This is a genomic window from Sphingomonas sp. CARO-RG-8B-R24-01 (genome assembly GCF_022662295.1).
GTDB lineage: Bacteria > Pseudomonadota > Alphaproteobacteria > Sphingomonadales > Sphingomonadaceae > Sphingomonas.
In genome coordinates, this window is record NZ_JAKNQI010000005.1 from 1 (window position 1) to 22,297 (window position 22,297).

Sequence of the window (22,297 nt, forward strand, 5' to 3'; positions counted from 1 at the left end):
CGTTCGTTTCGTATCTCCAAGAACCCATTCACATGTCATCTACCCTTTCGTTCCGCTCCCGCGGAACCGTCGCGGGGTGGAGCAGCCCGGTAGCTCGTCAGGCTCATAACCTGAAGGTCACAGGTTCAAATCCTGTCCCCGCAACCACCGCCATAGAACTCGACACGCCGCCCTTCGGGGCGGCGTTGTCGTTTGTGGCAAATGCCATCAGATCTGACACTTGGGCGACCACTTCCGCCTCAGGGCCATGAGGGCCTTCGGGATAGATCGTCACGCTCTCGATGAGCGTCGACAGAATCTCTGCGGCTTCGCCCCGGACCGTCTCAGCGTCGAGCATTTCGCGCAAGCGGCCGACCTTCTCGTTGAACAGTTGCAGAAGCTCTGGATGCGGCAGGATCATGGCCGAGGGTGCGACCGTCGTCGGTGTGCCCAACTGTCCTTCCAAGCGCGCTTTCTCGGACTCGCGGTTCGCAAGGAGTTTCAGCAGGGCAGGGCTGGCCAAGGCTACCAGCATGTTGGCGGCGAGCGTGTCGATCTCGCGGGTTACGACGGCCAGGCGCTCGATGACCGATTGGTCCTGTCGCACTGACATGCTCGTCAGCCTCACCATCTCGCGCTTGAACTCGTCGGCGAACAGCTGGGCAAGATCCTCTGTCAGCAAGTGGTGCTGAAGGATCGAGAGGGTCGCCTTCTCGAGTGCCCCCTTCCGGACAGATACTGTGTTCGAGCAAGTGCCGCGCTCCTTCTGGCCAGCGCAACGATAATAATCCTTTCCTGAGATGGTGTAGCCTGACCCGCAGCAACTGCAGCGGATGAGGCCCGACAGAAGATGCTTCTTACGGTTCTGGCGAGCGACCGGAACGCCGATGCTCGGACGCTTCCGCTGCTTGATCTGTGCCTGAACGGCGCTCCATTGCGCGTCGTCGACAATGCGCAGATCCGGCACGGCGACCTCGATCCATTCGGCATGCGCACGTAGGCGATAACGTCGCTCGCGCTTCTCGCTATCGGGGTTGCGACGCCACTGCCGACGTCCCCATACTAGCCGGCCGACATAGAGCGGGTTGTTGAGAATGCCGGTCGTCTTTTTAGGATCGCCGCGAACCGTCGAGGCATTCCACTGCCCGCCGCGCGGACCCGGCACGCCGTCGGCATTCAACCTGGTCGCGATCTGGATGGACGAGGCGCCGGCCGCGAACTCGGTGAAGATGCGCTCGACGATAGCCGCCTGTGCCTCGTCAATCTCAAGCAAGCCGCGAATGCGCTCGCCGCGGTCATCGAGGCGGATGACCCGCTTGTATCCAAAGGAGCGACCACCGGCGCACCGCCCGGCAAGCACTGCCGCCTCCATGCCACGCAGCGTCTTGTCGATCAGGTGCTTAAGGAAGATCGCCCCCAAAAGCCCGGCGACGGCGAACTTGATCTCGTCGACATGCCCCTCGCTCACCGTGTGTAACTGCACTCGGTGGTAAGCAAGCTTCTTGCCGAGCCAGGCCACATCCTCGGCATCGCGCGCAAGTCTGTCGAGCGCCTCGCAGACGATCATGTCAACCGTTCCCGCCTCGATGTCCCTCAGCAGGTTTCTAAGTCCCGGCCGATCGCGACGATAGCCGGAATGCTCGGGGTCATGATAGGTCGCCATCACCGTGCCGCCAACATAGGCGACCAGCTTCATGCACGATTCGGTCTGATCGCTACTCGAAGTGGCCGTCTGCATTGCGGTCGAGTGGCGCCCGTAGAGGACGATGCGGGGGGCGGGGTGCATAAGCATAGCAGAGGACCAGCTTCTGTCAGGAGTATATCAAGCCGCGGGCGTGCTTAAATCATCGGTCGCCCGCGGGGCGGACGCGCAGCGCGCGTGATGGTCGGCTGCCGCCTGCCTCGCCATCAGTTCGACGAGCTTCGTTATGCCGGTGGCGAAGGCCGGATCGATAGCGCCCGGCGGGTCGACGCGAACAGGAGTGGCAGCGGGTTTCATCCATGATGGAATGACGACTTGGACGACTAACCGACAGGGTACCTAAAACTGCTGTGGAGATCATCGTCGCAGCCATTCCGCGGGCGAGATCTGGAGCAGGACCATACCGTGCGGCTGCTTCGGGTCGTCCAAGAGCTTATGGACTCGCCGCAGCAGCTTTCGCCCCGCCTTGTTGTCAGAGCCTGTGCTCGTATCGCCAATATGCCGGTCGCAGCGGCTGATCGCTTTCAGCGCGGTGGCAATCCGGCGCACGCGGTTAGCGGTGCCGAGCAAGGCGGCCGGCGTCGGTGCCGCCACCGACACCTGCTGTCCTTCGTCGATGGCACGGAGTGCCGCATCCAGTCGGCCGGGTAGGGCGATAAGGTTCAGGGCCAGAACGGTAACAGCCTCGGGGACCGAGAGTCCGAGCTGGGCGTGGGCGAAGCCTTCCTTGCCCATCCCATCGTCGCGCAGCATTGTAGCGGTAATGGCGGTCAGCGGCGCAATGGTGGTTCGGATGTTTGCAGTGATGCGCTGGTCTGCCGTGGCGTCGAATGCGGCGGGACCGATGCGCTGATAGACGCGCCGCGCCATCGGCAGGAGTCGGTGATCGTAGGCCAGCCGACCACTGGCGACCGCGCGGTCCAGCGCCTTCCTGCCCGAGCTACCCCCTGCCATGCCGAGCAGCTGCTCCAGACTCCTGGCCGGTTTGACGAGCCGATCGACGAGGAGGGTGCCTTGCCTCGCCCAGACTGGATCGTCATCGACGAAGCGCGGACCCATCGGCTCGGTCGCGAGGCGTCGGAGATACTCGGCGAGCAGTCTGGCGCGGACGACGCCGAGGAGCAGCGCGTGGTCTCTGACGACTGCGCGGAGAAGCGTTCGCTGGTCGGGCGCGTCGGGCGCCTGCAGGTAGAGGCCAACGAGGTCGCCCCGAAGGAGCAGCCGCCAGCTGTTGGCAGACGAGGTGCGAAGGGCCTGCAGATTTCTTGTGTGCCCCGCGATGTCGAACCCGAGATCCTTCTGCAACTGATCGACGTCGGCGATCGTCGTTCCGCCTGTCAGCAGGCGGGTTACCCATGCACCTATGCTGTCGGACAGGCGATAGTTGCGGGGAAACATTAGCGGTTTAAGGAGCAGCTCGCCGGGAAGCTGGCGAAGGTCTCGCTGCCGTCCCTCGATGGCCACCTTCAGCGTGTGTTTCCTCCAGACGAGGTCGGCGCGAAGGGCGGGAGGTGCCGCCGCTTCTTGTCGTTCGTCGTTGAGAACTGAGGAGATATAGGCAACCGCCATATCCTCGATACGGCTCATTGGGGTGCCGTTGGCGAAGACGGCATGGGTTGCAAGGCTCGCGGACCGATGACGACCGACGAACGGCACTGTGTTCAAGTAGGTTTCCATCGGGAGATACTCAGGTCAGCGCATACGATCCCTGGAACCGTACCAATCGACCCCGAAGGGCGTTTGCTGACCCGCACTCGCAGCGGCGGGAAACGGAAAGGCGGGGTTGATAGCGCGCCCCGGGGCGACCTGCATGCAGCCGTTCCAGGTGGCGGCTGTTGACCTGATACCTCGTCCGCGCATCCCAAAACGAAGCGAGGAAGAAATAACCCGCCGACGCTTTCGTGTCGAGCCTCTATTTTTGAAGTAGCTGATACGTCCGATTGGCGCCTGACGATACTGACAAGCCATACTGTTACGACCAGACCTATGCGGACAACCGGAAGGTCTGTGAGGGTGGAAAGCTGCTCGTCCGCTTTTGGGCGGCGATCGCGCTAAGCGGACATCTGTTCCGACGGCGGTGCCGAGGGCATTTCCGAGCGGTAGGGGTTGATTGAGGTACGCCTGCTTTTAGCACGAAACGGCACATTGGGCGTTCGTTCAAACTCCGTTGCTCGTTCCACTGGTACTTCGGGTCGATTTGTTTGAAACCCCACGTGCTTCGGCCACCGGATTCAATCATTCTGGCCGACTGGGGGGGATATGGCTAAGGATCTAATGGGTTGGGCTGCAGAGCAGCCCAACTGGGTAAAGGACAGCCTGCGGCGGATCGCCGTTGCCGCGGATCACTCCGTCGAGCAGGCGGATGCCGACTGTATCCTCGACAATGTGCGCGCCGTGGCAGGAGCAGGCTCGACGTTCCACCCCATGAGTGCCATCGACGCCTCCCATCTCGGAGGCGGCTCGGGCGAGGCGCGGCGCACGGTGCTGGCGCAACTTGGTCCCGTGCAAAACATCGACCGCCTCGCGGGTGGCCAGAAGCTGCGCATGGCGGGCCTGGGCATCACCTTGGTGTACGGGGAAAACGGGAGCGGAAAGAGCGGATACACCCGCATCGCCAAGCGGCTGTGCCGGAGCCTTACCTCGGACCAGCTGCGGGGGAATGTTTTCGACGCGGGCGGCGGGCCGATGCGGGTGCAGGTGCGCTACCAGGTCGGAGACGACGCGGTGACGGAGATCGAGTGGGATCCCGCGACACCGGCTCCATCGCAGCTCCGCCAGATCTCGGTGTTCGACAGCCACAACGCCCGACTCTACGTCGATAGCGGCAACAGGATCGCCTACCTGCCCCGAGAGCTGGCGATCCTCGAGCACCACGGCGAGCTGTGCCAGCGGATGGCCGCGAAGTTCTCGGCGGACGAGAAGGCGCTCGCCCCGCGGCTGCGCATCGCGCTGCCTGCCGGATACACGCCGGGTACCCGCGAGGCGCTCGCCGCACCGACCGCGCGCGGCGTTGCCGACCATATTCTTCGCGGCGCGCTCGACGCGCAAACGAGCAGCCAGGGTCCCACGGGGTGCCTGGGCGTCATGAGTGCCATTACCTGTGGCCCGGAAGCCGACTCGATCAAGGCCGACGTCATCCAGCGCCGCAAGTCGTCTCAAGCCGCCTTGGTCGAGCGCTTTCGCCAGGCCCAGCGCGACGGTGACCTGCCCGAGCAGATCGATCCCGAGGGGCTGACCCAGTATCTCTATGCGATCCTCCAGGGAATGGCGGTCCAGGCGGGATCAGGCGCGAGCCGCGCCGATCTTGCGAGGGTGGTCGAGACAAGCCTGACGGTGTAGCCGACCAGCTGACGACAAACCTCCGACCGGTATCCAAACGATCAGGATCAGATCTGACGGGGCATGCTAGGCCGCGAGCTTGCGCGCCGCGACGATTGCGCCACCCTGTCCCTGCTGCATCAGCACCGCACTGCTCAAGCCGCGCTCGGTTGCGGCGGGCAAACGAAAGTCGGCTGCCGGCCCGCGCCAGTCGCCAAGCCGCACCAGCTCGCGCACGATGTCGCGGTGCGGCAGCGTACGCCCGCCATTCTCGCCTGCGCTGATCGGGACCTCGCGCGATCGCGGGTCGTAGCGGACCAACCACACGGTCACCGGGGCCGACGGCGCGGCCGCTGCGGCAAGGTGGACGCGACCGTCGGCCTCGCTGATCTCCGGCCCGCCCTTCGCCGGTCCCGCGCTGGCGAGAAGCGCGTCGAGCTGTGCGCGATTGCTGCCGACGATAGTCGGCCCGCCATTGACGATCACTTGCGGCGTGGCGACCTGCCCGCGTCCGGCGGCGCGGGCGTAGTCCCACTGGCGGGCGGTCCAGCGCGGAGAACCGAACGTGTCCTTCCAGCCGAGCTGGTCCCAATAGGTGACGGCGAACGACAGGGCGAGGACGTCAGGTCGGTCGGCAAGGGCGTTGACGTTGGCGTTGGCGGGCGGGCACGACGAGCATCCCTGGCTCTGGAACAGTTCGAGCACCACCGGATGCGCGGCGGATGCGCCCGCGATCGGTTGCGCCGCGCGGGTCGGGGCGGCGGGGGCGCTATCCGCCTGGCCGCACGAGGCCAGCGCAAGCGGGACAATCAGGGTCGTCAGAAGGCGGGGTGACATAAGGTCGTTCCTCTTCGCGTAAGCGCGCACCGTGGGGCGCCCTACGCTAATCCGCTCGGCGCGTGTCTCCGGTTACAGGTCGCCTTTCCGCGCGCAGTCGGCCCGTTTCATCTCATCGCGATGCGCAATCCCGTTTGCTAAGTCCGGATCCTGGCAAAGCACGCCCGCAGTTCCGCGGTAAACAGCGCCGGCTGCTCGAACGCGGCGAAATGGCCGCCCTTCGCTACGCGGTTCCAGTAGAAGAGCTTGGGATAGGTCCGTTCCCCCCAGATGCGTGGCGGCCGGTAGATCTCTGCCGGAAAGATGCTGACCCCGACAGGGATATCGACCACCTGCCGCGCCGTCTGCTCCCCCGCGTCTTCCGCGTAGAGCCTTGCCGATGAGGCGCCGGTCCCCGTGATCCAGTACAGCATGATGTCGTCGAGCATCGCGTCGCGCGCAATTTCCGTTTCCGGGTTCCGGTTGCTGTCGCTCCAGTCGGTGAACTTCTCGTAGATCCACATCGCTTGCCCGACCGGAGAATCAACGAGGCCGTAGCCAAGTGTCTGCGGACGTGTTTCCTGGATGCTTCCATACCCCGTCATCGTGGCGAAAAACGTCTTGAGTTCGGCGATCGCCGCCTTCTCCTCGGCGTTGGGCGCGCCGTCGAGCGGTGGCGGCGAGAGGGTCGGCAGGTTGAGGTGGATCGCCGCCAGCCCCTCGGCCTTCTGCACGCCAAGCCACGTGGTGACATGCGCGCCCCAGTCGCCGCCCTGCGCGACCCAGCGCCCATAGCCGAGCCGCTTCATCAGCGTGCTCCAGGCGGTGGCGATCCGCGGTACGTCCCATCCTGTCTGGCGCGGCTTGTCCGAAAAGCCGTAGCCCGGCAACGACGGGATCACGACGTGAAAGGCATCCTCGGCGCGTCCGCCATGCGCCTCCGGATCGGTCAGCGGACCGATCACGTCGAGAAACTCGACGACCGAGCCCGGCCATCCATGCGTGAGGATGATCGGCAGGGCGTTCGCGTGCTTTGAGCGGACATGGAGCAAATGGATCCCCAGGCCGTCGATCGCCGTCCGGAATTGCGGAAACGCGTTGAGCCTGCGTTCGAGCCGGCCCATGTCATACGTATCACGCCAATAGTCGACGAGGATCCGCGCCCGCTGCAATTGGACGCCTTGCGAACCGTCGGTCACGGTCTCCTGCTCGGGCCAGCGGGTCATCGCAAGGCGTCGCCTGAGATCCGCTATCGCGGCGGGCGCGATGGCGACACGGAAAGGACTCACCCCCTCCGTAGCGGGCGGCAGGTCGACCCCGATCGAAGGCGAGATCGACCCATTCGCGGTTGCCCTGGCCGACGCAACGCCAAGCGCACCAAGGCCTGCCGCCGCCAGTAACAGCGTTCTGCGCAAGGGCGCGGGCGTGCGGCCGGTGCCGTCGTCGTTCGAAAGAAGCTCTTGCATCAATTTTCCTGTTCGTGACGCTCGGCAACACGGACGGTCCGCACCCTGTCGATCATTCGGACTGGGTGGGCGTTAGGTTACAAGCGTTGAAGGGTTATGCGGTGAAGCGAAGCCTGGCAGACTCGTTGCTTTGGTTCGGCAGTCACTCCAGCAGCCTGGCAGATCGGCACGGCCGGATCGAGCGCCGGGGCGGGGAAGGGGCGGGGTGTTCGCGGCGCCATTCTCTGGCGACCGGCATCGGAGAATTGTGCCCGACCCCATTCCGTCATATATAGCGAATGGTATAGAACCTTGGACTGAATTAATGGGCCGCCCACGCGAATTTGAAATTGACGACGCGATCGACAAGGCAACATCCCTCTTCTGGCGCAACGGCTACGAGGGGACTTCGCTGAGCGACTTGACGAAAACGATCGGGATCTCTCCGCCAAGTTTCTACTTCGCTTTTGGCAGCAAGGAAGCATTGTTCAAGACGGTCATCGAGCGATACTTCGTCGAACAGAATAAGATCGCTGAGGCGGCTTTGCGGGAGCCGACGGCGCGTGCCGTCGCGACGCACTTTCTTTACGGGTACGCCGATGTGCTTACCGACTCACGACATGCGCCGGGCTGCCTCGCTATGAATAGCTCGCTTCCCTCTGCGGCCGGCGCGCCCCTGCGGGAATGGCTGGCGGGATTTCGCGAGCAGATGCGGAAGCGGCTCCGGGATCGCTTCGCCGAAGCGCACGAAGTCGAGCGGTTTCCCCCGGGAATGGACGCCGACGCGCTATCGCGCCTCACGCTGATTTTCGCTTGGGGGATGGCGGTCGAAGCCCAGTCCGGGGCAACGCGGACGGACTTGCGACGGGCGATCGGGCTAGCGTTGCCGGTTTGGCCTGATGCCGACCCTTCTGACGCCTCACGGGAGGTCACCGGGCGCTGAGCGGCGGGTCGAACGTTCGCGTTCAACGCGCTGCTCGCCCATCACCCGTCACTCGTGGCCCGTAAAGAACTCCGCCGCGATCTTCCATTGGCCGCCGACCTTGACCAGCTGCATTGTCTTCCAGCCCCAGATTTGCTCTTTCGCCGTGCTGTTCACGAAGACGAGTGAAACCTGGGCGAGCTCGCCATCCTGCGCGATGTGAACATCCTGGAATCGCTGGATGAAGGGCTCCCCGTCGAACACGCCTTTGCGGAAGTCTTCGTATCGGGCCGTATCCACAAGCGTGCTCCCGGCGTGTTGAGCAACCGGGATGCCGGAGAAGGGGACCGCCTTGTTGAGAAGCAGCGTCTCAAACAGCGCTTGGTTCTTCGTCGATACCGCCTTGGTATAGGTCTCGAGCACCGCCTCGATCGCTCGCCGATCGGCGCCGCGGCTCTCGAAGGTGGTCGGCACGGGCGTACGGTAGGATGCCGCCACGAGCGGGGCTGCCGATAGCGTCGCCGCTGCGGCGGCCCATAGAACCTTGATCATCATTCCCGGATGCTCTCCTGTCTGGCGCGGAACCGCGAGCGCCTGCCTGGCCTAGACCGCCGTCAGGCCGCCGTCGACCGGAAGGTCGATGCCGGTAACGTAGCTGCTCAGGTCCGAGGCGAGGAACAGCGCCGCCGACGCGACCTCTTCCGGGCGTCCCGGGCGGCCCAGCGGAATCGTCGCGGTCATCTGCTTCCTGGCTTCGGCAGCGCCTTCCTTGGACGGGAACTGGCCTTCGAACATCGGCGTCTCGACCGGACCGGGGCTCAGCACGTTGGTCCTGATCTTCCGATCCTTGAATTCGCTGGTCCAGGTCCGGGCCAACGACCGCAGCGCCGCCTTGCTGGCGCTGTAGGTGCTGCGGCCGGGCAAGCCCATGGTCTTGCCCGCGGATGCCACGAGGATGATCGACGCCCCGTCGTTCAAGTAAGGCAGAGCCTTTTGCACCGTGAAATACGTCCCGCGCGCGTTGGCGTTGAACGTCGCGTCGAAATGCTCGGGCGTGACGGCGACGGTCAGGACCTTTTCGACAAAGGCCGCAGCCGCGAAGATCACGTCGATCTTGCCCTTTCTTGCAACGATCTCATAGAGATGATCGAGGTCCTCGAGCTTCGAGATGTCGGCTTGAACGGCAGTGACGTTCCTGCCGATGTCAACCACGGCTTGGTCGAGCTCGGCCTGGCGGCGACCCACGATGAAGACATGCGCGCCCTCTTCGACGAACCGCTTGGCGGTCGCGAGGCCGATGCCGCTGCTGCCGCCGGTCACGACGGCGATCTTGGTGTTCAATAGCGACATGTCGTTTTCCTATTCGTTGGACGCGACGCCCAGTGTCGCGCCGACCAAAGCGCTGGCTCTGGACGCCGTTTTTCCAGGATTACCCTTGGCGTGGGTCGCTTTGCCTCACCGCCAACCCGGCAGGATTGCTCGTTGTCACCGTGCTGACCTTGTCGCTGCTTTCCAGCGGGACACGATTGCCGTTGAGACACAGCGCCATCAAAACGAAGACCGAGATCGACAGGATATATTTGCGGGTCGAAACCTCACCAAATGTAGCCAGCAGTTCGCTCAGCGTGTCGTCGGTGAGCGTCTTGGCGCCGGTCAACTCGTCGCACGCGCGGCACAGCAGAATATAATCCTGCCCGACGCCGGCGACTGGCCCATCCGAGGCGAAGGCGGCGATCTCGTCTTCGCTGAGCCCTACGTTACGGCCGATCGACGCGTGGATCTGCCACTCATAGGGGGCGTCGCAATCCTTGGCGACGCGCATCATGCACGCCTGCCGGTGCTTCGGGTCGATGCCTTCGGGACCGAAGATCGCGTTGACCGTATCGATCACGCCCGCGAAGTGCGCGCCCGTTCCGGCGAACATCTTGACGACGTTGAGCGTCGTGTCGGGCTGATAGGCGCTGCTGTAATACGCCTCGATAACCGGCCTGATGACGTCGTCGTCCGGCAGCGGCACTGCCACTGCCGCCGCATAGCGTGTCGGAAAGGTCATTGCGATGTCCTCGTTTCGATCTGTTCCATGGTGGTTCCGCGTTCCCGGTCTGAGTGTCCCGGTCGCCTAGGCAGCCATTCTCTCGGCGCCGAAGACGACCATGAGGATCACGCAAGGGTCGTCCGAGCGGTTGTGGAATTCGTGAAAGGCGCCATTCTGCACGAAGAAGTCGCCTTCTTTGGCTGTGGTCGTGTGGACTTGGCCGTCTTCGCCCGGGTAGGCGATCTCCACTTCGCCCTTGAGCACGACCGCGAGATCGATGGTGTCGGTCCGGTGCATCGCACCACCATGCGCGCTTTGGGTCATGCCCCCGCCGGTGCCGAAGTCGATCTTCGACATCAGGCTGTCGAGATCCGTCGCGCCGGCCTTCTCGGGGGGGGCGACCTGGAGATCGACGCGGACCGAGTCTTTCGGCCCGAAGATCCCCATCCGCTCGTACGCGCCGAGCACGTGCTCCGGTGTCAGGGGCAGGTGGGGGATTGTATCGAACCCCCAGATGTTCGTCACCCGATCGGCTGTTTCGGTATCGAGCATCTCGTCGACTTGCATGACGACGCCCGTCTTGCCCTCGGCGCTTACGATCCTGCGCATCTTCATCTCGTTGTCTCCTTTGACAAATGATTTGGCCATGCGCGTGACGGCGGTGGGCTCGATACCCAACGTTGCGCGGAACACCGGCCTCGCGCACGATTGCCGCAAGGCCTTCTATATCGTTCGCTATAGAACCTTCGTTTGCTTGGTCAATGATTTTGTACTCATCGCTATAGTATCTTCACCGCCGATACTGTAATGCGCACTATATCGACCGGATGCTCTCGATCGCCCGGCACGATGCCGTCGCGCGATCCATCGTTGGCCGCGCTGCCGCCGCCGCGACGCCTGTGCCGATATCGGCATCGGTAATGAGGAGCTTTTGACGATGGATACGGCCAGCCATTCCGCCCCAGGGCAGGGGAAAGTCCGCCGCGCCTTCACAGCGGTCGGCGCCTTCCTGACCTCGCTGGATTACACCAGCTTCGGCTACACCCTCGAGCGCATCGAACGTCTGGAACGGGAGGTGGCACGATTGAGGCGCGAGCTCGGGCGCGGCGGGCAATGCGATGCAGTCGAGGATGCGGACAGTGCCAGCGCCACCGCGCTCGAGCATTAAGGCATCGGTTGGCGCGTTTGACGAGGCCGACGCCGCAATTTCCGTTTCCCAGGTCTTCGTCATCAAGGCTGTCGCCGACCTCAACGAGATGGTCGCTGAAGTCGGCATGGCATGACACGCGATCACGATAGCGCCCTTCGGGTTAACGCCAGTCGCGTCCGGCAACTCTTTCATCGTACGGTCCGATGCACCCGCAGCGTCGCGTCTCCGCTTCGGGAGGCGATCGCCAAGGCAAGGTCGAGGCTTCGCGCGGAAGGGCGTTGAAGGTTTCAGCCCGCCTTTATACTAGCACCCGCATCGGGTCCCTCAATCGCCGTGCGCTCGGCAAACGCGGCTTGCTGCCCGTATCAAGGTCAATCGTTGGGATATCGAGGTGCAATGAATTATCGCCATTCTTTCCATGCCGGCAATAGCGCCGACGTCGTGAAGCACAGCCTGCTGATCGCCCTCGTGCGGTCCTTGCAGCAGAAACCGGGCGCGCTGACCCTGATCGATACCCATGCCGGCTGCGGGCTGTATGACCTCGACGGCGCGGAGGCCCAACGCACCGGCGAGTCCGCGCAGGGCGTGTCGCGGGTCTTTGCCGACCCGAACCCCTTGCTGAACGACTACCGCGCCGCCGTGCAGGCGGTGAACGTCGGACCCGAGCCGCACGTCTATCCGGGCTCGCCGCGGGTCCTGGCGCAGCTTCTCCGCCCGCAGGACTTCCTGGTCCTGAACGAAAAGCATCCGGAGGACGCCTATACCTTGCGCGGCGTGATGCGCGGCACACCCGCGGCCGTGCACGAGCGCGACGCCTACGAGCTTTGGCTAGCCATGTTGCCGCCCCGAACCGCGCGCGGCGTGGTGGTGGTCGACCCGCCGTTCGAGCAGACGGATGAACGTGACCGGATCACGGCCACCCTTGCGGCCGCTCACCGCAAATGGGCGCATGGCGTGACGGTGATCTGGTATCCGCTGAAAGATCGCGCCACGCATTCACGGTGGAACGAGCAGGTACGCAAGCTCGGCATCCCGAAGGTGCTGCGCGTTGAGCACTGGTTGTACGATAGCGATCAGGCCGGTATCTACAATGGCGCAGGCCTTTACATCGTCAACCCGCCCTATGCCTTCACGCAGGCTCTGCCGCCGCTGCTGGAAGCCTTGCGCGCCGTGCTGGCGCCGGAGGGCCACAACGGCGAGATCAGGGCCGATTGGCTGGGCGATCATTGAAGACCCGCACGGTCGCTGAACCCCGGGCGCCACACGATCCAGTCCAGCAGCCACTCGCGGCGCTGATCGGTGCAGTCTCGCTGGAGCGCGAACCCGCTAGATCCTGGACCGCAGCCGCGTCGCCGCGAAATCCAGGAAACTGCGCATCTTGAGCGGCATCCGGCCATGGCTCACATGGATCAGGGAGATCGGGAGCGGTTCGGGCTCAAAATCCTCCAGAATGAGCCGAAGATCACCGCGGCCGATCGCTTCGGCCGCCTGATAGTGAAGGACCCGCGTGGCACCGATCCCGGCGATCGCGGCGTCGACCGCGGCTTCGGCGGTGGTGACCGACAGCCGCACGGTGACGGGCACGTCGCGGGTGCCTGCGGGTCGCAGCGTTGGGAAGCGCCAGTGGGGCGTCGGTGTGACTAGCTCGAAACTGACGCAGGGAATCTGCGACAGTTGCGCGGGTGAATCGGGCGTGCCGTGGTCGGCAAGCAAAGTCGGACTTGCGCAGATCACCGTGCGCATCGTCCCGACCCGCGTCGCGACCAGCGAACTGTCGGGCAGGGTTCCGATCCGCACCGCCATGTCGACATGGTCGTCGACCAGATGTGCGTTGCGGTCGGAGAGCATCAGGCGGATCGTGATCTCCGGAAAGGTCGCGAGGAATTCGGTGACGACGGGAAGGACATGCAACCGTCCGAACAGGATCGGCGCGGTCAGGACGAGCTCGCCCTTCGGGGTGGTGAACTCGCCGGCGGCGATCCGCTCGGCTTCCTCGACCTGTTCAAGGATGCGCCGTGCGGCGGCGACATAAGCGATGCCCGCTTCGGTAAGACTGAGCTTGCGCGTCGTGCGGATCAGGAGGCGTGTGCCCAGTGCGGCCTCGAGCTCCGATATCTTGCGACTGAGCGTCGGGAGCGGCACGCGCAGCGCGCGCCCCGCGGCCGACAGGCTGCCCCGATCGACCGTTAGCACCAGCATGGACATTGCCTCGAGCCGATCCATCGAACCTCCCGTTCGTCCGCACGCCGTTTCCTACCGACTATTCCATTTAATGGAAGGATGCTTCTCGTGCTTGCCAAATTATGCTGACGATTATGAAAGGCCATCTTCCCGTCACCGAGCCGCTTTCGGTTCGAGCCGACAGGAGACGAACCATGACCCGCATTACCATTCCCACCCGTGACGAAGCACCAGAAGCATCCAAGCCGCTGCTCGATGCAGTCCATGCGCAGCTCGGCGTCGTGCCCAACCTGTTCCGCCTGATCGCGAAGAGCCCCGCCGCGCTGACCGCCTATCTCGGCTTCAACGGCGGGTTGGCCAAGGCGCTCGACGTCAGGACGCGCGAGCGGATCGCGATCGCGGTCGCGCAGGTCAACGGGTGTGACTATTGCCTGTCCGCGCACACCTATCTCGGCCTCAACCTTGCGAAAATCAGCCCTGAAGAGATCGCGCTCAACCGCAGCGGGCATTCGGGTGACCCGAAGGCTGACGCAGCGGTCGCGTTCGCCGCGAAAGTTGCGCAGGAGCGGGGGCATGTGAGCGATGCGGACGTCTCCGCGGTCAAGCTGGCCGGTTTCACCGAGGCGCAGATTGTCGAGATCGTCGCGCTCGTTGCCGACAACGTCTTCACGAACCTCCTCAACGAGGTCGCGAAGACCGAGATCGACTTCCCGGTAATACACAGCGCGGAAGCCGCCTGACGCCCGCCGGGCCGGGGCAGTTCCGCTTCGGCTCGTCTTCCCAGGAAAGGATCGGACATGGCATACTGGTTCCTAGACATCGCGGCCACGCCGAGCGTCAAGGCGGCGCAGGCGGCGATGGGCAGCGACCGGATCTGGAGCGACTTCACGGGCCACCGCGACTTCGACCGGTTCACGGAGAGCGAAGCCGCGTTCATCGCCGCGCGCGACAGCTTCTATCTGGCGAGCGTTTCGGAAACGGGCTGGCCCTATGTCCAGCATCGCGGCGGCCCCACGGGTTTCCTCAAGATGCTCGATGCCGAGACGCTGGCTTTCCCGGACTATCGCGGCAACCGACAGTACATCAGTCTCGGCAACGTCACCGCGGACGATCGTGTCGCGTTGATCCTGATGGATTATGCCGGACGCCAACGACTCAAGATCTATGCGCATATCGCGGTCATCGCAGTCGACGCCGATCCGGCGCTAGCGGCGCAATTGGCGATCCCGGGCTACCGGGCGGTCCCCGAACGCCTGTTCAAGCTCCGTCTGGAAACGTTCGACTGGAATTGCCCTCAGCACATCACGCCGCGCTTCACCGAAGCCGAGATTGCGCTAGCGGTGACTCCGCTGCGCGACCGTATCGCCACGCTCGAAGCCGAGAACGCAACCCTGCGAGCGAAACTCGCCGCACGAGGAGATGAATGATGGACGCCGAACGCCCGCCGCTGCCACCCTTCACGCTGGACAGCGCAACGGAGAAAGTCCGTCTCGCCGAGGATGGCTGGAACGGCCGCGACCCGGCGCGGGTCGCGCTCGCCTATACGCCCGACAGCCAGTGGCGGAACCGCGCCGACTTCCTCCAGGGGCGCGACGCGATCGTCGCCTTCCTGACCCGTAAATGGGCGCGCGAGCACGAATACCGGCTGATCAAGGAACTGTGGGATTTCCGCGACAACAGGATCGCCGTCCGCTTCGCCTATGAATGGCATGATGACGGAGGCGACTGGCTCCGCTCCTATGGCAACGAGCTGTGGGAGTTCGACGCGCATGGCCTGATGCAGCGCAGGATCGCCAGCATCAACGACGCGCCGATCACCGAAGCCGAGCGCCGGTATCGCTGGCCGCAGGGCCGTCGGCCGGACGATCATCCGGGGCTGAGCGACCTGGGGTTCTGACGGGTGGCGAGTCGCGGGGGAACGGAATACGGTCCGATCGGGCGCTGGACGTTCCCGGCCATGACGGGATCGGGGCACAGCTTGGGGTGCGCGGCCAGGAACGGGCCGATCCTTGGAACGACGGGCAACCGCGCGAGGGTTAGCGATGACCATAGCCCCAAGCGCCCCTCTAGCCCTGCGCCCGCTCCTAATACGCCTGTCCCGCTTCGAACGGATGCAGCTGGCGGGTCGACGGACGAGCAGGCGTATCTGCAAGCGATCCTCGAGCGCCGCGATCCGCTGTGACACACTCGGCTGCCCGATCCGCAGATCGCGCGCCGCCGGGGCGCCCCTATGGAAACGCGGCAAAATTCTTCGCGCTGGACCAATATTCCAACGTCAAGCGGCAGGTGGGCCCCCATCGCTGCGCGCCCGGGCGGGAAGCGCGGAAGGATCATCAACCGCTTCGAGCAAGCCGTGCGGCGCGACCAGCACGGGTTGTAGACGGAGGCATTCCCTCAATACGCCTGGCGCTGAGCATCAGCTGGGGGGTGCGTCCCGGTTGGGGCGATCGCCCATCCGTTCGCCCAGGCGAACGGTCTCTTCGGGCTTCCAGGCTTGGTTGAACGTCATCGTACCTTGCCTGAACAGCATCACGACCGTCGATCCGAGCAAAAAACGGCCCATTTCCTCGCCCTGCCGGAGGACGATCTCCCGGTCGCCGTAAGTCCATTCGGACACCGCGCCATTGCGCCGCTGATTGACCACGCCATGCCAGACGGTTGCCATGCTGCCGACGATCGTTGCGCCGACCAGGACCATGACGAACGGACCATGATCCGGCGATTCAAAGACGCAGACAACGCGTTCGTTGCGGGCAAACAGGTTGGGGACGCCGCGGGCGGTGGTCGGGTTTACCGAAAACAGCGTTCCCGGCACGTAGATCATTCGCGCGAGCGTGCCGTCGCATGGCATGTGCAGACGGTGATAGTCCTTGGGAGAAAGATACAGGTTGGCGAAACTGCCATGACGGAACTGTGCGGCCAACGCGGCGTCACCCCCGACCAGATCCGTCGTGCTGAAGCGATGCCCCTTCGCTTGCAGGATCTGATCGTCGTCGATGGTGCCCAACTGGCTGATCGCGCCATCGACCGGAGAAACGAAATCCGCGACCGCGATCGGCCGCGCGCCGGATTTGAGCGGTCGCGTGAAGAAAGCGTTGAAGGTCTTGTAGCTGCCCACGTCCGGGTTCGCGGCTTCCTGCATGTCGACGGCATATCGCCGAACGAACCAGCGGATGAGCCGGGTCGTCAGCAAACCTCCCTCCATGGCGGCGATCCGGCCAGCGACTTCCGTCAACTGCTGCTTGGGCAGCACGTGCTGGAACAATATCTTAAGGCGATCGGGCATCGGAACCTCACAACGGCGATACCCCACCTCTAGCGGTCTGTGTCGGGAGGTCGACCGTCTCAATGCCGCAAGGCGCCCCAACGCACGACAAGACGAACAGGCCGTTCGCGTTAACTGGCCACGAACGGGTTCGCATTATCGATCGGTCATGCGGTATCTACTCATCCTTGCCTGCGTCCTCACCGCCACACCGGTCGATGCCGCGACCAACAATATACCGATGGTCGCCATCGGTCTGCCCTTCGAGCCAGAGTCCCCGACGCCCGTCGATCGGAACCACGTCCTCTACCACCATGTCGAGGTCGGTGACATCGAGGGGCTTCCCACAACCGTGGGCAGTTCCAGCCTGAATTTCATTCGCGCGGCGAAGCGATCGAGCGTCAACGCGGCCTTGCGGGAGACGTTCGACCGCATGAACTTCCTGTCCCCTGCGCGGGGTACCGCGCATGTGCGGCTGCTCGTATCCTGGGAAGGCAGCACGACCCCATTTCACATCGGAGCGCATAATCGGGCCACGGCGACGCTTCGGTATCGGCTGGTCCGGATCGACACTGCACGGGTCCTGTTCGATCGCAGCATCACCACGTCCGTGGCGGGGGGCGGGGTTGACGCATCGATGCGCGACAATGGCATCGTTCGCGCCGCCATCGCGACGAATTTCGCGTCTGCGGCAAACTGCATCGATCATGCCGCCTATGGGACGGCACCCAGCGATTGCGCGCTCATTCCGAAGTTCTCCGTTTCAGTCGTCCGACGCTGACCGTTCCTGCGGTCCTGGATCACGCGCGGTTCGAACGGGAAGTTTCTGACGACGCTGGACGTCGTCCGATCGCGCTCAGCGATACGCGATCGGTCTGCATCTGCTATGGGAGTGCGTTCCGGTTGCGACGCTGGGTCCGATATCGGATAGCGGCCACGTGAACCGTCGAGCGGACTGTATGCCATGGATCTGACAAAGCATCTCAAGCTGGCGGTGCCCTTGATACAGGCGCCAATGGCCGGCGTCGCCACTCCGGCGCTGGCGGCCGCCGTGTCGAATGCAGGCGGCATCGGCTCGATCGGCGTCGGCGCGACCGATGCGGTCGGTGCGCATGAAATGATCGTGGAGCTACGCGGCCGCACGGATCGCGCCTTCAACGTCAATCTGTTCGTTCATGGTAATGCCAAGGCGGATCCGGTCCGCGAGGCGGCTTGGCTGGAAGGCCTGGCACCGCTTTTCTCTTCGTTCGATGCGGTTCTGCCAGCAAAGTTGCAGACGATTTACCAGAGTTTCGACGACGATCCAGACATGCTGGCGATGCTTCTCGAAACGGCGCCCCCCGTGATCAGCTTCCACTTCGGGCTCCCCTCCGCCGACATCATCGCGGCGCTGCGCGCGCGCGATATTTTCCTGATGGCCACCGCGACGAGCGTGGAAGAAGCCAAGGCGATCGAAGCGGCGGGACTCGATGCGGTCGTGGCCCAAGGTATCGAAGCTGGCGGGCATCGCGGGATGTTCGATCCCGCCGCCACCGACGATGCGCTGCCCATGGCGGTGCTGACGCGGTTGCTGGTCCGGCATGCCGGCTTACCGATCATTTCGGCTGGCGGGATCATGGATGGCGCGGGCATTGCTGCCGTGCTCGATCTCGGTGCCAGCGCGGCACAATTGGGCACGGCGTTTGTCGCCTGTCCGGAGTCCGCGGCGGACGAGGCCTACCGTACCGCCCTCAAGGGGACGGGTGGATATCATACGGTCATGACCTCCTTGATCTCGGGTCGTCCAGCGCGGGCGCTTGCCAACCGCTTCACGGCGCTCGCCGGTCAGCTCGACGGACGCCTGCCGCCCGATTATCCGATCGCTTACGATGCCGGCAAGGCGCTGCACGCGGCGGCCAGGGCGCGGGGCGAGCATGGGTTCGCGGCGCAATGGGCCGGGCAGGGTGCGCCGCTCGCGCGCGAAATGCCCGCCGCCCAGTTGGTCGACGTGCTTCGCGTCGAACTGGAACGCTGTCGAGCAGGACGTCGGCCGCTGTTGCCGGCCGCTCCCTGACCCAACGGTAGCGCGATGCGGTCCTGGTTGCCGAAACGATAGCGATCAATATCGCGTTGCCGCGACGTTCCGATCATGAGAAAGCCGGGGGTCGCGAGAGGCGGCAGGAGAGGTGTGTTGAGCAACCATCGCAAGCCGATGCAAGAGCGGTCGCGCAAGACGTACGAACTGTTGCTTGCCGCCGCGGAAACGCTGCTCGAAGAAGTTGGCGTCGAACGGATTTCCAGCAACCTGATCGTCCAGCGCGCGAAGCTCACGTCCCCCGCCTTCTACCGCTATTTCGACGATAAATACGCCGTGATCGAAGCGCTGGCGGAACGGTTGATGCAGCGCCAGAACGAAGCGCTCACCCGGTGGGTCGATCGCTATCGCGATGCGGGATACGACGTGCTGGTCGATCATATCGAGGATCTGGTCCGCGAAATGGACGCGATCACACGGCAGCAGCCAGGGGCGATCTGGATCATGCGGGCATTGCGCGCGGTGCCGAGCCTTGCCCACATCCGCCTCGCGTCGCATCGCTTCGTCACCGATCTGATGACGGACGTGTACATGCCCTATCTGCCCGGCGTCTCGCGCGACCTGGTCCGCCGCCGGACACGACTCGCGGTAGAGATCGCCTATTCGGTCGATGAGATGCTCAAGGAAGATACTGACGTGCGCGACGAGGTCTTTGAAGATCTGACCTTTATTTTTCGCGCGCTCTATTATCACCCCGATCTGGCGCGGTCGCCGCCAGCACCGGCCGTCGCTGTGACGCCGGATAGTGCTGCACGGATCGATGCCTGACCGACATTTTCCGACCTGTCATAAAAACGATATCAACTACTATCATATGCGCCGTCGACACGAATCTATCGGGGCGCACCATGATCCATTCCTTCGTTCATCGATCGGCGCTCGTCGCCACCCTGCTGGCCGGCACGGCGTTCGCCGGGCCGGTTTTCGCACAGCAAAATGCTGCTGCCGGTCCGGCTGCGACCACGGCGGCCGAGCCCGACAAGACCGAGATCGCCGATGGCGACGACATCGTCGTGACCGGGCGCGCGGGCACGTCACGCCAGCGCAAGGTCGAGACGAGCTACTCGATCTCGACGATCTCCGACCAGGACCTGCGCATCCGCGCACCGATCGGCGTCGCCGAGGCGCTTAAGCAGGTACCCGGCTTCTACAGCGCACCGACTTCGGGCGAAGTTTCGGGCGGCGTGCGCGTGCGCGGCATCCCGAGCGACGGCTATCAGACCGTCGCGCTGCTCGAGGACGGGATCCCGATCCAGGGCGATCCCGGGCTCGGCTGGCTCAACGGTGACCAGTCGCTGCGGGTCGACCAGAGCGTCGAGCGGATCGAAGTGGTGCGCGGTGGCCCGTCGGCGATCTTCTATTCGAACGCGCCGGGCGCGGCGATCAACTTCATCACGCGCAAGGGCGGCGACACGCTCGAGGGTCTGGTGCGCTACGAAGCGGCAAGCTACAATTCGCACCGCGTGGACGGCTGGCTCGGTGGGCCGATCGGCGCGACGGGGTGGCATTTCTTCACCGGCGGCTATTACCGCGTGTCGGACGGCCCGCACAATTCGGGCTTCCCGCAGGATCGCGGAGGCCAGATCCGCCTCAACCTGTCCAAGGAGTTCGAGCGCGGCGGGATCACGCTGGGCGTCAAGCGGATCGACGAGCGGGTCGGCTATTGGGGCGGCGGCATCTACCAGGCCAATGTCGACGGCACGCCCAGCAACGTCGTCGGTCTGGACAACAAGGTCGACAACGTCGTTGGCCCCGATGCGCGCTACTTCAACTTCCTGACGCCGAACGGCACGGTCAAGTTCGACGATGGCGTCGGCAGCAGCGTCAAGCTGACCCAGCTCAGCTTCCAGGCGCATTACGACCTTACCGACACGTTCAAGGTCGAGGAAAATGTCCGCTATCGCACGAGCTGGACGCAGCGTAACAGCATCACGCCGTACACGGTCGCCGCATCCGCCACCGCACTGCTGACGAGCACCTTCGGCAAACCCAAGGCGGGGACCAGTTATGCCTTGGCCTATCGCGACAGTGGCGCGGCGTTCGACCTCGCCAACCAGAACGGCAATGGTCTGGCGCTGATCGACCTCGCGCGGACGCACACTGTGCCGCTCGACGAGTTCATCACCGATACGCGGCTGGTCGGTAAGGTCGATTTGCTTGGCACGCACAATCTTGCGTTCGGCGTCTATTACGCGCGCGAGCAGGAGGATTATAACGCGCTGAGCGCCGCCGTGCTGACCGACGTCAAGGCGCATGCCGAAGTGCTCGACGCCTATCTCGTCGATGCGAAGGGCAACAAGCTCTACAAGATCAGCGACAATGGCGTCATCCAATATGGCGCCGAATATGCCAATGCGAGCGGCAGCTCGGACAATATCGCCGCTTATGCCAGCGACGAGTGGCAGCTGACTCCCAAGTTCCGGCTTGAGGGCGGCGTGCGCTACGAGCAGATCAAGACGCGCGGGCAGGTGGAAGGGACCAAGAAGGTCAATCTCGGCCAGAGCCCGACCAGCGCCGATGACTCGGTCTGCGTCGGCACCGGCGTGTTCACGCCGTTCTCGCGCAAATACGATCACGTCGGCTGGACCGCTGCCGCCAATTATCAGGTTCGTCCGTTCTTCGGCGTGTTCGCGCGTTATACCGACACGTTCCGTCTCCCGGCGGTGTCGAGCTTCATCACTAACGCCAATGCGGCCCCCGTCGTGCAGACGCTCAACATGCTCGAGGGCGGGGTGAAATATTCGCGCGGCAAGGTCGATCTCTACGCCACCGGTTTCCGAACGATCTACAACAGCTATGCGATTAGCGATTACCAGAAGCTTGCGAGCGGCCTGCTGTCACCGGTCACGGTGTATGGCGACACCAAGACCACCGGTGCGGAAATCGAGGGGACCTGGCGGCCGACCAACTGGTTCGATCTCCACGCTTCCTGGACCTGGCAGGACAATCGGTTCAGCAAGTTCGTCTACACCAACAGCGCCGGTGTGCTGACCGACTATTCGAACCACAAGGTCAACGGCGTTCCCGACAATACCATCCGCATCACCCCGGGCTTCACCTTCTTCGACCGCAAGGTGCGGTTGCAGTCGGACGTCAACTATGTCGGCGCGCTCTATACCGACGTCGCCAATCAGATTCGGCTGCCGGCCTATTGGTCGGTCGATTTCGATGCGCAATTCCAGATCACGCCCAAGCTGCAATTCGGGCTGATCGTCGCCAACGTCACCAACGCCTTCGGGCTGGTCAACGGCAACCCGCGCGCCGGCACGATCGACAACAGCCAGGCCGGGCAGCCTGTCTACATCGGCAGCTCGCTCTATCAGCGCAACTATCGTGGATCGCTGACCTACCGCTTCTGACCCTTTGAAGGGGCGCGGCGCATGGGCGCCGCGCCCCGTCTTCCCCGATCG

At 64.1% G+C, this 22,297-nt stretch carries 22 protein-coding genes and 1 tRNA gene; 14 read left to right on the forward strand and 9 right to left on the reverse strand.

The features are described from left to right. Nucleotides 1–70 precede the first annotated feature (70 nt). From L8G49_RS11220 to L8G49_RS11230, 3 genes are all read left to right on the forward strand, one after another. Nucleotides 71–147: transfer RNA gene (locus L8G49_RS11220), tRNA-Met, on the forward strand. 73 nt (nucleotides 148–220) lie between these two features. Further along, entirely contained in the window at nucleotides 221–589 is a 369-nt protein-coding gene (locus L8G49_RS11225; RefSeq protein ID WP_242185756.1) for a hypothetical protein, read from the forward strand. 240 nt (nucleotides 590–829) lie between these two features. Next, on the forward strand, nucleotides 830–979 hold the full coding sequence (locus L8G49_RS11230) for a hypothetical protein (protein ID WP_242185757.1): 150 nt from the start codon (nucleotides 830–832) through the stop codon (nucleotides 977–979). Between the two features lie 1,059 nt (nucleotides 980–2,038). Here the strand turns inward: L8G49_RS11230 and L8G49_RS11235 are convergent. Next, the gene (locus L8G49_RS11235) at nucleotides 2,039–3,268 is read right to left on the reverse strand and encodes a hypothetical protein (protein ID WP_242185758.1); all 1,230 of its coding nucleotides are present in this window, start codon (nucleotides 3,266–3,268) and stop codon (nucleotides 2,039–2,041) included. Between the two features lie 687 nt (nucleotides 3,269–3,955). On the opposite strand from L8G49_RS11235, the gene L8G49_RS11240 reads away from it, so the two are divergent. Continuing rightward, the gene (locus tag L8G49_RS11240) at nucleotides 3,956–5,020 is read left to right on the forward strand and encodes a hypothetical protein (protein ID WP_242185759.1); all 1,065 of its coding nucleotides are present in this window, start codon (nucleotides 3,956–3,958) and stop codon (nucleotides 5,018–5,020) included. A gap of 66 nt (nucleotides 5,021–5,086) precedes the next feature. Here L8G49_RS11240 and L8G49_RS11245 read toward each other — a convergent pair whose 3' ends face one another. Continuing rightward, nucleotides 5,087–5,836: a DUF1223 domain-containing protein gene (locus L8G49_RS11245; protein ID WP_242185760.1), complete on the reverse strand. Its 750-nt coding sequence runs from the start codon at nucleotides 5,834–5,836 to the stop codon at nucleotides 5,087–5,089. Between the two features lie 137 nt (nucleotides 5,837–5,973). Further along, nucleotides 5,974–7,281: an epoxide hydrolase family protein gene (locus L8G49_RS11250; protein WP_242185761.1), complete on the reverse strand. Its 1,308-nt coding sequence runs from the start codon at nucleotides 7,279–7,281 to the stop codon at nucleotides 5,974–5,976. Between the two features lie 304 nt (nucleotides 7,282–7,585). Here L8G49_RS11250 and L8G49_RS11255 point away from each other — a divergent pair, with 304 nt between their 5' ends. Then, nucleotides 7,586–8,203 (forward strand): TetR/AcrR family transcriptional regulator, encoded by a 618-nt coding sequence (locus L8G49_RS11255; RefSeq protein WP_242185762.1) that lies wholly within the window; start codon nucleotides 7,586–7,588, stop codon nucleotides 8,201–8,203. 48 nt (nucleotides 8,204–8,251) lie between these two features. On the opposite strand, the gene L8G49_RS11260 is transcribed toward L8G49_RS11255, so the two are convergent. The 4 genes from L8G49_RS11260 to L8G49_RS11275 form a co-directional block, all read right to left on the reverse strand. Next, the gene (locus L8G49_RS11260; protein WP_242185763.1) at nucleotides 8,252–8,737 is read right to left on the reverse strand and encodes a nuclear transport factor 2 family protein; all 486 of its coding nucleotides are present in this window, start codon (nucleotides 8,735–8,737) and stop codon (nucleotides 8,252–8,254) included. Nucleotides 8,738–8,785: 48 nt separating this feature from the next. Next, the gene (locus L8G49_RS11265) at nucleotides 8,786–9,532 is read right to left on the reverse strand and encodes an SDR family oxidoreductase (RefSeq protein ID WP_242185764.1); all 747 of its coding nucleotides are present in this window, start codon (nucleotides 9,530–9,532) and stop codon (nucleotides 8,786–8,788) included. A 79-nt stretch (nucleotides 9,533–9,611) separates the two neighbouring features. Continuing rightward, a complete protein-coding gene (locus L8G49_RS11270) occupies nucleotides 9,612–10,235 on the reverse strand; it encodes a carboxymuconolactone decarboxylase family protein (RefSeq protein ID WP_242185765.1) in 624 nt (207 codons plus the stop codon). 66 nt (nucleotides 10,236–10,301) lie between these two features. Then, on the reverse strand, nucleotides 10,302–10,895 hold the full coding sequence (locus tag L8G49_RS11275; protein ID WP_242185766.1) for a cupin domain-containing protein: 594 nt from the start codon (nucleotides 10,893–10,895) through the stop codon (nucleotides 10,302–10,304). A gap of 259 nt (nucleotides 10,896–11,154) precedes the next feature. Between L8G49_RS11275 and L8G49_RS11280 the strand changes: the two genes are divergently transcribed. Both L8G49_RS11280 and rlmJ read left to right on the forward strand, forming a co-directional pair. Beyond that, on the forward strand, nucleotides 11,155–11,385 hold the full coding sequence (locus L8G49_RS11280) for a hypothetical protein (RefSeq protein WP_242185768.1): 231 nt from the start codon (nucleotides 11,155–11,157) through the stop codon (nucleotides 11,383–11,385). 378 nt (nucleotides 11,386–11,763) lie between these two features. Then, on the forward strand, nucleotides 11,764–12,597 hold the full coding sequence (rlmJ, locus tag L8G49_RS11285; RefSeq protein WP_242185769.1) for a 23S rRNA (adenine(2030)-N(6))-methyltransferase RlmJ: 834 nt from the start codon (nucleotides 11,764–11,766) through the stop codon (nucleotides 12,595–12,597). 96 nt (nucleotides 12,598–12,693) lie between these two features. On the opposite strand, the gene L8G49_RS11290 is transcribed toward rlmJ, so the two are convergent. Continuing rightward, nucleotides 12,694–13,590: a LysR family transcriptional regulator gene (locus L8G49_RS11290; protein ID WP_242185770.1), complete on the reverse strand. Its 897-nt coding sequence runs from the start codon at nucleotides 13,588–13,590 to the stop codon at nucleotides 12,694–12,696. Between the two features lie 152 nt (nucleotides 13,591–13,742). On the opposite strand from L8G49_RS11290, the gene L8G49_RS11295 reads away from it, so the two are divergent. Genes L8G49_RS11295 through L8G49_RS11305 form a run of 3 tightly spaced genes read left to right on the forward strand, consistent with a single transcriptional unit; the run spans nucleotide 13,743 to nucleotide 15,445 of the window. Further along, entirely contained in the window at nucleotides 13,743–14,288 is a 546-nt protein-coding gene (locus L8G49_RS11295) for a carboxymuconolactone decarboxylase family protein (RefSeq protein ID WP_242185771.1), read from the forward strand. 57 nt (nucleotides 14,289–14,345) lie between these two features. Continuing rightward, nucleotides 14,346–14,975 carry a pyridoxamine 5'-phosphate oxidase family protein gene (locus L8G49_RS11300; protein ID WP_242185772.1) on the forward strand — a complete coding sequence of 210 codons (630 nt, stop codon included), beginning with the start codon at nucleotides 14,346–14,348 and terminating at the stop codon, nucleotides 14,973–14,975. Beyond that, entirely contained in the window at nucleotides 14,975–15,445 is a 471-nt protein-coding gene (locus L8G49_RS11305; RefSeq protein WP_242186095.1) for a nuclear transport factor 2 family protein, read from the forward strand. Before L8G49_RS11300 ends, L8G49_RS11305 begins: the two co-directional genes overlap by 1 nt. Nucleotides 15,446–15,964: 519 nt before the next feature. Here the strand turns inward: L8G49_RS11305 and asd are convergent. Then, nucleotides 15,965–16,834 carry an archaetidylserine decarboxylase gene (gene asd / locus L8G49_RS11315; RefSeq protein WP_242185773.1) on the reverse strand — a complete coding sequence of 290 codons (870 nt, stop codon included), beginning with the start codon at nucleotides 16,832–16,834 and terminating at the stop codon, nucleotides 15,965–15,967. Nucleotides 16,835–16,982: 148 nt separating this feature from the next. Between asd and L8G49_RS11320 the strand changes: the two genes are divergently transcribed. From L8G49_RS11320 to L8G49_RS11335, 4 genes are all read left to right on the forward strand, one after another. After that, entirely contained in the window at nucleotides 16,983–17,594 is a 612-nt protein-coding gene (locus L8G49_RS11320) for a hypothetical protein (protein WP_242185774.1), read from the forward strand. Nucleotides 17,595–17,777: 183 nt separating this feature from the next. Further along, nucleotides 17,778–18,866 carry a nitronate monooxygenase gene (locus L8G49_RS11325; RefSeq protein WP_242185775.1) on the forward strand — a complete coding sequence of 363 codons (1,089 nt, stop codon included), beginning with the start codon at nucleotides 17,778–17,780 and terminating at the stop codon, nucleotides 18,864–18,866. Nucleotides 18,867–18,983: 117 nt separating this feature from the next. Further along, a complete protein-coding gene (locus L8G49_RS11330; protein WP_242185776.1) occupies nucleotides 18,984–19,655 on the forward strand; it encodes a TetR/AcrR family transcriptional regulator in 672 nt (223 codons plus the stop codon). An 80-nt stretch (nucleotides 19,656–19,735) separates the two neighbouring features. After that, the gene (locus L8G49_RS11335; RefSeq protein WP_242185777.1) at nucleotides 19,736–22,246 is read left to right on the forward strand and encodes a TonB-dependent receptor; all 2,511 of its coding nucleotides are present in this window, start codon (nucleotides 19,736–19,738) and stop codon (nucleotides 22,244–22,246) included. Nucleotides 22,247–22,297 lie beyond the last annotated feature (51 nt).